Here is a 9,022-nt window from a genome sequence, read left to right on the forward strand (position 1 = left end):
TTCTTGATAATATTGTTCACCTGTTGATGGCTCTACAACTCCATAAACATAGAAGTTTCCTCGCTTCCATTGCTTTTTGCCGGCTGGTTTTATTCCCTTCAATGTAATCACCCTGCCCTGCATAGTAATCAATCCAAATCTACTCTCGTTCTGACACCATATCCTTACAGGATGTCCTGTTCCGAAATATTTAATCATTACTTTGATAATTACAGCAAAAACAACCTAATTTCGCTCTATAGCCAGTTACCGATAAGGATAAAGGAGGCCCATTTAGCGGGGTGTATATTCTTGTTTCGATCGACCAGCGCCTTCTGTGCTTCCTTTAGGGCTTCTGCTTTGCTCATTTGCAAGCCCAAGTTCTCGTAAAACTTAGCGACTAATTCTTGTGTAAAAGCATCATCAACATACCAAAGAGAAGCCAAAGCACTTCTGACGCCTGCTTGCACCGTAATGCCAGCCATTCCCAGTGTCGCACGGTCATCTCCTATACCCGTTTGACAAGCCGTGAGTGCGAGCAACTCCACTGGCTCTGTACCTTTACTAAAGCGGCGAATATCACTCTCTAGCTGAGTAATTGTAATCTTCTCGTTATTACCTGTCACTAGAAAGCTATCTTCTGGAATAGTGCCAAATTGACCGTGAGTGGCAATGTGAATAATCGGGTAAGCCGTTTGTTTAAGTTCTTGCTCTAAGCTCTCGGGAGTAAATTGTTCGTCCAAGAGTTTCTTGCTACCTGGAAATAGCTTTATAACTCGATCGATTTCATCGGTGACATTTGCCAAAGCCTTAAATTTTTCACCATCAACGGTAGCGGCTTCGGTTAAGCCCAAAGCTAGCGTCCGCCGACTTGGAAAATTTAGGGGTTGAGGAGATGTCAAGCGCAAACCGGGAGTCGTAGCAATGGCGTATTTCTGAACTAGAAATTCTTCACCATTGTGGAGCGCAGCCATCGGTACGCTGCGTAATAGCCCATCTTGGATGAAAACGAGAGTTTTAATTTTTGTTGGTGTTAAATCGGAGGCGAAAGGGCGAATCAGCAAGTTATATAGATTTTGTGCTGGTGTTAAAAAAGCGTCAGTAGGATCGTAAAATTTCTGAATTTCTATACGAAACTTTTTGATTTCTTCTGTAAGTTTTTTACTATCGTTTATCCAGACTAGCCGTTTAAATCTTCTTTCCGTATTTGGCTTTCCCTTCTCGTCAGAGTTGGGTAAACTCACCACAATCGCCGTTCGATCGTCCAAAATTATAGAACTAAAGACAGCAGTGTCTTCTCTTTCTAAGTCATCAACTCGTTCTGGCTCAAAAACGGTAAAGACACACTCATTGCCGAAGTAATTTTGCAATTCTGCTAGTTTCAAAGAATCGATCGCGTTGAGTGCAGAATCGAGTTCCTTTTGGTACTCTTGACTTGCAATGGGCAGCGCTTCAGCACGCTCTAGCTTTAACTGAGCAAACTCACGGTAGAGAGGAGTAATCGTATCCCGAAAGCTAAATTGCAAGTCTCGCTGGGTAATTAACAAATTGTCTCGAATACCTCCCTCACCTTCTAAAGTTGCGATCGCGCGTTCGTAAGCAGCAATTGCCTCAGATTCTTTCACCTGTGCTTTAAATATTCGTCCCGCTTGCCACTCCCACAAATAAAGACTATCTTTAGCAAGTAAGTTTTGGTCGGCTGCCAATCTTGCGTGTTTGGTAAAATCTAAGGCTTTATTGTAGTCTTTGCGGCATTCGTAGAGATGACCTAGTTTACCTAACGCAAATGATTCGGAGCGAGAATCTTTAATGCCTCGAGCAATATAAACAGCTTTTTGCAGGAGTTCTTCTGCCTGCAATTCGTTGAGTTTTCGCGGCTGACATTGAGCTTGAGATGAAGTATAATTAATAGAATCAACAGGTTGTTCTATTTCGGCTAAATTGATTGCTGCATAGACTTTATTGGGAGAATCAGGGATGATATTAAGTAGAGTTAGAGCTTCTTGCAATGCTTGCTCAGCCTTATTAGTGCGATCGGGTAACTTAAAATATTTTGATCGATAATAAAGTTGAATCAAATTGAGAAGCGATCGCATTTGACTCGATCGATCGTTTTGAGTGCGACGCTGTTCGAGACTGATCTCGAAATAATCTAAAGCTTTTGTGTAATCGGCAGTAGCTGATTTAATGAATTCATTAGCCTTATTTTCTGCATTTCTGAACTTAGCAGAATCAGCACGCTGCTCGCTCAGTTGAGCTTTACTAAAGTAAGTATTACCGAGACTATTAAGCACTGAGGCGCGATAAACTGGGGAGTTAATTTCCCCGACAATCTTTAAGCTAGCCTCGATAGTTTCAATAGCTCGATCGTACTTTCCTGTGAGGCGATAGGCTTCTCCCAAACTTCCCAAAGCCGCCGCTTCTCCCTGGCGATCTCTAAATTTTTCGGCAATTTGTAAAGCACTTCCTTCACTTTTAGGGCAAATTTCATCAGCCTCAGAAGCACCGCATAAAAGCGATCTCGCTTCTCTATTTTGCCCCAAACGGCTGTAGGTTTGAGCGAGTTCTGTGAGTAACCGTCCCACCTTCACGAAATCTCCAGAGGAACGATAGTTGTCGATCGCACCTTTCCAATAATCGATCGCTGACCCGAATTGACCGATTTGTTGATAAGCTATGGCTAGTTTTTCTCGAACGATCGCCTCGTTAGCACGGTTGTTAGTGCTTTGATAGGCGGTTAAGGCGGTTTGCCAAAGTACGATCGCGCCTTGCACGTCTCCTGTTTTATATCGTTCGATTCCTTGTTGTACGATTTGGCTGGGATTGGCAGACTGTGCGGTTGCTACTTCTGGCCATCTTAGTTGTAAAGGATTAAAAGAAACATGACTCAGCCACAGACAAATGGTGAGACTGGTTAGGAATAAAATTACCAGAACATGGCGGACACGGAATCGGCAATGTCGGCTTGGCATAGTAGTAAGCTATGGTAGGTTTTCATGAAGATTTTAATTCTCGATTTTTTGCCACAAAACCAAGCTGGAGTTTAAACTCCTTTCTAGCTTGGGTTTGCAATTAACTTAGCATAACAGGTGAATGCCTGACTTCGACATTGATTATTGTCGATCGAGCGAACATTTCCCGATCGCGTGATTATAATAATGTGGGGTGTTCTCTCTTCTGCGAGCGATGGCGATCGAAGGCTTGTCCAACTGTTCGATCGCAAGTTAGTATTTTTTGAAATCGATCGAATTGTACCAATGATTCAGACTTGCTATATAACCACTGAGCTTGAAAAACTAGGTTTTCAAGCTGTTGTGCTAAGCATAGCCAAACTTAAACTCAGGAGAAAATCATGCACTCTACCAGAGAAAGAGACAACACAAAATTCGAGTCAAAAGTGTCCGAAATGCTGCCTGACTTAGCTCAATTGCTAAACAATTGAAACAGAGCCAAGCGGATAATTCTTGAGGAAAATGAGGGAGTCATTTGCAGAATTGAATCCAGCCACTGCGTCATTGAAAGCGATGAAGGTTCCGGCTAGATCGGAAACTGTAAATGCTTCAGCACTGTTAGCTGTAAACACACCACTGGTTAGTAAAGTAGAGATAGCTGCTTCACTCAAACTAGCTGCATTACCAACAGGGGTAGTGAGTGTTGCTGCAACTATATAACTAGGAGCATCAATTTGGTCACCAATAGAGTAGTCAGTAATCACATCATAGTTGTATAACAAGGATTGACTGAGATCCGTGTAGGTAAATTGATCGCTCCCACTCTCACCAGTTAAGATATCTTTGTCATTGCCACCCACGAGAGAGTCATTGCCCTTGCCACCGATTAAATAGTCATTGCTAGCCCCACCATTAAGGGTGTCATTACCAGACTCGCCGATTAAATAGTCATTGCCAGCCCCACCGTTGAGAATGTTATTGAACTCATTGCCAGTAATCAGATCGGCAAAAGCAGAACCATCGGCATTCTCAATTATTGCACCATTAGCAATAGTAAATCCGCCAAAAATGCCCTCGGCAGAAGAGATATAACCACCAGCACCTGCTCCATCTACAGCAGTGTTGAGCGAGGCCTCATTGAGATCAATCGTGACACCCGATAGTGCCCCCACACCACTAATAGTATCAATTCCGCCAGCATCCCAAATACAAGAATAATAGGTACCTGATTGGTTGGCAGTGGGCAGGAAGTATGTGTCGTTACCAGTTTTGTAGCTGTTGTTTGCCCCATAAAGATACTGAATAGCAGCAATATCAAACGCCATAGGTGTGCCTTGATAGCCGTAGTCCCGTGTACCTGGAGCGCCACCACTGTAAACTAGCCCATCATTGTAGGACATGGTGGTGTAAACGCCCTGGTTCAAGCCATAGTCCCCTGTATCACCAAAGGCGGCGGTAACTCCTGGATAAATTGATGAACCGCCTTGATTGCTATGGGGGTGATCCAGCCCTAATCCATGTCCAAGTTCATGAATTAAAGTGGTGAAGTTAAAGTTACCTTGCACTATTCCATTAGTATTCCAACCCTCTCCTTCCCAGTTGAAATAGCCAATTCCCTGTCCATCTGTTCCAGGAGGACAGAACATTCCTAAGTTATCATCCGCATCGGCATTATCCACGTTATAGAAGCCAAGGGTAGCTGATTCATTATTGTCCCCAGCATTCACAAATTGAATATTGGCAACCGCTGACCAACTGTTTAAAGCGTTTACCATAGAAGCTTTTTCCCCTGAAAACCAGTCATAGGGGTTTTGGGCGATGTCGTCGTAGTAGGCGTCATCAAAACTGGCAGTTTGGGAATTCCAGAAAGAGTAATCAATCGTTGTTGTTGACGATGAACCTGATTTCCAATAATTCCCACCCCAGAGAATGCCATCAATGTAGACATTGCCTGTGAAATCCTTATTGCCAACAGGTAACTTAGCAATTTCTGAAATCTGGGATAGTGTGCCTCCACGAGCATCTGCAAAACCTTTGCTATTAAGGTCTGCCTGGAATGCAATATCAGTTGGGATGGTCGCGATGGGTTTGACCTCCAACTCATTTTCAATGTAGGGACTTGTAGAAGAAGTTGTTTTTCCAAAAGTTATTTCAGAAGGCATAGTTGGTTGCTCCTAATAATTTCATCTGCGTGATTTATAGGATAGGAGGTCAAATAGAAAGAACGCATTAACCTTCTATGCCAACTTAATGACATAACCCAACTAATAAAAATACATACTTGTGCAGGCAAGCTTGCATAAGCCTGCAATGTTAGCGGGACATTATCGCGCTGATACTCTGAAGGCATCAACGACTGTAAGGTGTGGACTCGCTTGCTGGGCATGGGCAAGAATTGTTTGCATTTTTCTTGCTTTTCTCAAGGCATTTCACGCCCTTTTATCTCATAATTTTGGTTGTCAGTGCAATCGCAGAGAATTCGTAAATAGAGTGCTTAGTTTCCCAAAATTGCCTTATTTATAGGGCTAGAAAAATTCTGATTTTAGACGATTAATTATTTATAATTAAAAATGGGTTAGAGACCCCCATTTCTTAAGCAGCTTACGTTTAGGTGGGGTTTAAAAGCGAACTTAAGCTTTCAGCCCGAAATTTATTTGGAGGCTGTTTATCGGGTATGTGCAAGATGTGAGTTAAGGCCACTCAAAAAGAAACTTTAGTGATAGATTTATCAATATGTTTTAGAAACCAACCTATGATTGCTAAAAGCTGGTTCGATCGGTGTTGGCAGTGGCAGATTGGGGGTTGCGTCGCCATATTTGGGACACTGCTCGTAGGAGGGGGCGATCGCGCTAACGCCCAAATCGTGCCTGACAATACGCTAGGTGCTGAAAGTTCTGTCGTTACACCCAAGGTCAATATACGGGGTATTCCTAGCGATCGCATTGATGGTGGCGCAATACGAGGCGCTAATCTGTTCCACAGTTTTGAACAATTGAGTGTTTTAGAAGGAAGAGGCGCTTATTTCGCCAATCCAGCAGGAATTGAAAACATTCTCTCGCGCGTAACCGGGGCGAACCGTTCGGATATTTTGGGACGGTTGGGGGTTTTAGGCACTGCTAATTTGTTTTTGATCAATCCAAACGGCATTGTGTTCGGGCCATCTGCCAGTTTAGACCTGCAGGGTTCATTTTTGGCAACGACAGCGAATGCCGTTAAGTTAGGGGATACCGGACTATTTAACGCTTCACAACCGAGTTCGAGTAATTTACTCAGCGTCAGTCCCTCAGCTTTGTGGTTTAATGCCGTTGCTGCTCAACCCATTGTTAATGGATCGCAAGCACCAAGTTTAATTAATCAACCTAACTCAGGAGGTCTTCCCCCAGGGCTACAGGTGCAACCGGGTCGAACTTTAGCGCTAGTTGGTGGGAATGTATTCCTAGACTCCGGGAGACTGACAGCAGCCGGAGGACGCATTGAACTCGGCAGTGTGGCCCGAGTGGGAGAAGTAAGTTTGAGTTCTAGTGGGAACAACTTTGTTCTAGGGTATGACTCAATTAATAATTTTGGCAATATCTCATTATCAAACGGGGCGTTTGTGGATGCCAGTGGAGAAGGAGGCGGTGATGTTCAGATTCGCGGTGGGCGGTTTTCGATGACACAAAGCTCGAATATTTGGGCTGACACCTTGGGGGCAGAAAATGGCAAACAGGTACTGGTACGCGCAACAGAGGTTGAGCTGAGTGAGGGTTCATACCTGACGGCTAATGTGGCTGACACAGGAACGGGAATTGGAGGAGACATAAGAATTGACACGGGGCGCTTGCTGCTGCGCGATGGGGCGGGGGTATCAGCCGCTACTTACGGTTCAGGCAACAGTGGGAGCTTGCAGATTACGGCTGCTGAAGGAGTCGGGGTGATTGGTACCTCCACGAGTGGTCAGTTTGGCGGTGGCTTGTTTACTGATAGTTTAGGGAGTGGAGATGCTGGGAATTTGACGATTGACACTCCGCGCTTGCTGGTGCGCGATGGGGCACAGGTATCAGCCGCTACTAGAGGTTCAGGCAAGGGTGGCAGCTTGCAGATTATGGCTGCTGAAGGAGTCGGGGTGATTGGTACCTCCACGAGTGGTCAGTTTGGCAGTGGCTTGTTTACTGATAGTTTAGGGAGTGGAGATGCTGGGGATTTGATGATTAACACGGGGCGCTTACTGGTGCGCGATGGGGCACAAGTATCAGCCGGTACTAGAGGTTCAGGCAACGGCGGCAACTTGCAAATTACGGCTGCTGATTCGGTTGAGGTGATTGGTAGATCAGCCGATGGTCAGAGGGGCAGTCGCTTGTCTGCTCAGAGTGAAGGGAGTGGGAATGCAGGGGATTTGATGATTAACACGGGGCGCTTACTGGTGCGCGATGGGGCACAAGTATCAGCCGGTACTAGAGGTTCAGGCAACGGCGGCAACTTGCAAATTACGGCTGCTGATTCGGTTGAGGTGATTGGTACATCAGCCGATGGTAGTCTTCCCAGTGGCTTGTTTACCGCTAGTCCAGGGAGTGGGAATGCCGGGGATTTGACGATTAACACTTGGCGCTTGCTGGTAAGCGATGGGGCGTTGGTATCAGGCGATACTAGAGGTGCAGGCAAGGGTGGCAGCTTGCAGATTACGGCAACAAATTCGGTTGAGGTGATTGGTACCTCAGCCAATGGTCAGTCTCCCAGTGGCTTGTTGGCTTCTAGTTCTGGGAGTGGGAATGCAGGGAATTTGAGGATTGACACGGGGCGCTTGCTGGTAAGCGATGGGGCAGAGGTATCAACCGATCCTGAAGGTTCAGGCAAGGGTGGCAGCTTGCAGATTACGGCAACAAATTCGGTTGAGGTGATTGGTAGATCAGCCGATGGTCAGAGGGGCAGTCGCTTGTCTGCTCAGAGTGAAGGGAGTGGGAATGCAGGGGATTTGATGATTAACACGGGGCGCTTACTGGTGCGCGATGGGGCACAAGTATCAGCCGGTACTAGAGGTTCAGGCAACGGCGGCAACTTGCAAATTACGGCTGCTGATTCGGTTGAGGTGATTGGTACATCAGCCGATGGTAGTCTTCCCAGTGGCTTGTTTACCCCTAGTGTAGGGAGTGGGGATGCAGGGAATTTGAGCATTAACACGGGGCGCTTGCTGGTGGGCGATCGGGCGGAGGTATCCAGCTACAGCACGCGAGAAGGAACAGCAGGCAATATCAACATTACAGCCCGCGATACCCTACAAGCTAACAATGGCACGATCTCAACCACCTCCGTTCGATCTTCCGGGGGAAGTATCGACATCAAAGCTTCTAATATTCGCCTATCGGGCAACAGTGACATCACCAGCACGGTTAACTCAGGTGCAGGAGGCGGTGGCAACATTGACATAAAAGCTGACTCCATCCTCGCTTTCGACGACAGCGATATCCTCGCTTTTGCCCGTGAAGGCAGAGGTGGGAATATCACCCTCGACACTCCTGTCTTCTTCGGCGAAAGCTACCGTCCAGCACCTCGCGATATTAACCCTGGTACACTCTCACGCAATAATCGAGTCGATATTAACGCCACTGGTACTCTTGCTTCTGGAACTATTACCCTACCCAATACCACCTTCATCCAAAACAGTCTCACCGAGTTACCGGAAAATCGGATTAACACCGACAGCCTTCTGGCCTCTAGCTGCATTGTCCGGCGTTCACGACCAACGAGGGGAAGTTTTACCGTCACAGGTACGGGTGGCTTACCCCAGCGCCCCGGAGATGTCCAAATGTCCGACTTTCCCACAGTAGACATAGAAACTTTACCCAGTGACGCCACATCCTCAAATCGTTCTTGGCAAAAAGGCGACCCAATTGTAGAACCCCAAGGCGTGTATCGACTGCCGAATGGGAAACTTGTTATGAGTCGAGAATGTTATTAATTCACTAACAAAAATATGTACCCAATCTTCAGGTGGGTTGCCATTTCAGGTTCAAGCATCGCGACATCAACTTGTTTTACCTGAAGTTCCCCCAGTAGGGGGAATGTTCAAATCTCACAAACCCTTGCACTACAAGGAACGATCGCCTTTTTACCCC

3 protein-coding genes and 1 pseudogene are annotated in these 9,022 nt (G+C 46.1%); 1 reads left to right on the plus strand and 3 read right to left on the minus strand.

Annotated features, from left to right (window positions below; genetic code table 11):
* The 3 genes and pseudogenes from QUA03_RS27420 to QUA03_RS27430 form a co-directional block, all read right to left on the minus strand.
* Positions 1 to 198 (minus strand): annotated as a pseudogene (locus tag QUA03_RS27420) (IS630-like element ISAcma28 family transposase); the annotation flags it as partial.
* A 38-nt stretch (positions 199 to 236) separates the two neighbouring features.
* On the minus strand, positions 237 to 2,951 hold the full coding sequence (locus tag QUA03_RS27425) for a CHAT domain-containing protein (protein ID WP_333216673.1): 2,715 nt from the start codon (positions 2,949 to 2,951) through the stop codon (positions 237 to 239).
* Between the two features lie 458 nt (positions 2,952 to 3,409).
* Entirely contained in the window at positions 3,410 to 5,092 is a 1,683-nt protein-coding gene (locus QUA03_RS27430; protein WP_333216675.1) for a M10 family metallopeptidase, read from the minus strand.
* 590 nt (positions 5,093 to 5,682) lie between these two features.
* Between QUA03_RS27430 and QUA03_RS27435 the strand changes: the two genes are divergently transcribed.
* The gene (locus QUA03_RS27435; protein ID WP_333216677.1) at positions 5,683 to 8,865 is read left to right on the plus strand and encodes a two-partner secretion domain-containing protein; all 3,183 of its coding nucleotides are present in this window, start codon (positions 5,683 to 5,685) and stop codon (positions 8,863 to 8,865) included.
* Positions 8,866 to 9,022: the final 157 nt, after the last annotated feature.

This window comes from Microcoleus sp. S36b_A4 (genome assembly GCF_036700645.1).
GTDB lineage: Bacteria > Cyanobacteriota > Cyanobacteriia > Cyanobacteriales > Microcoleaceae > Microcoleus.

Excerpts from the sequence above, each read along its gene's own strand:
- QUA03_RS27425 (WP_333216673.1), bottom strand. The coding sequence starts at position 2,951 with ATGCCAAGCCGACATTGCCGATTCCGTGTCCGCCATGTTCTGGTAATT.
- QUA03_RS27430 (WP_333216675.1), bottom strand. The coding sequence starts at position 5,092 with ATGCCTTCTGAAATAACTTTTGGAAAAACAACTTCTTCTACAAGTCCC.
- QUA03_RS27435 (WP_333216677.1), top strand. The coding sequence starts at position 5,683 with ATGATTGCTAAAAGCTGGTTCGATCGGTGTTGGCAGTGGCAGATTGGG.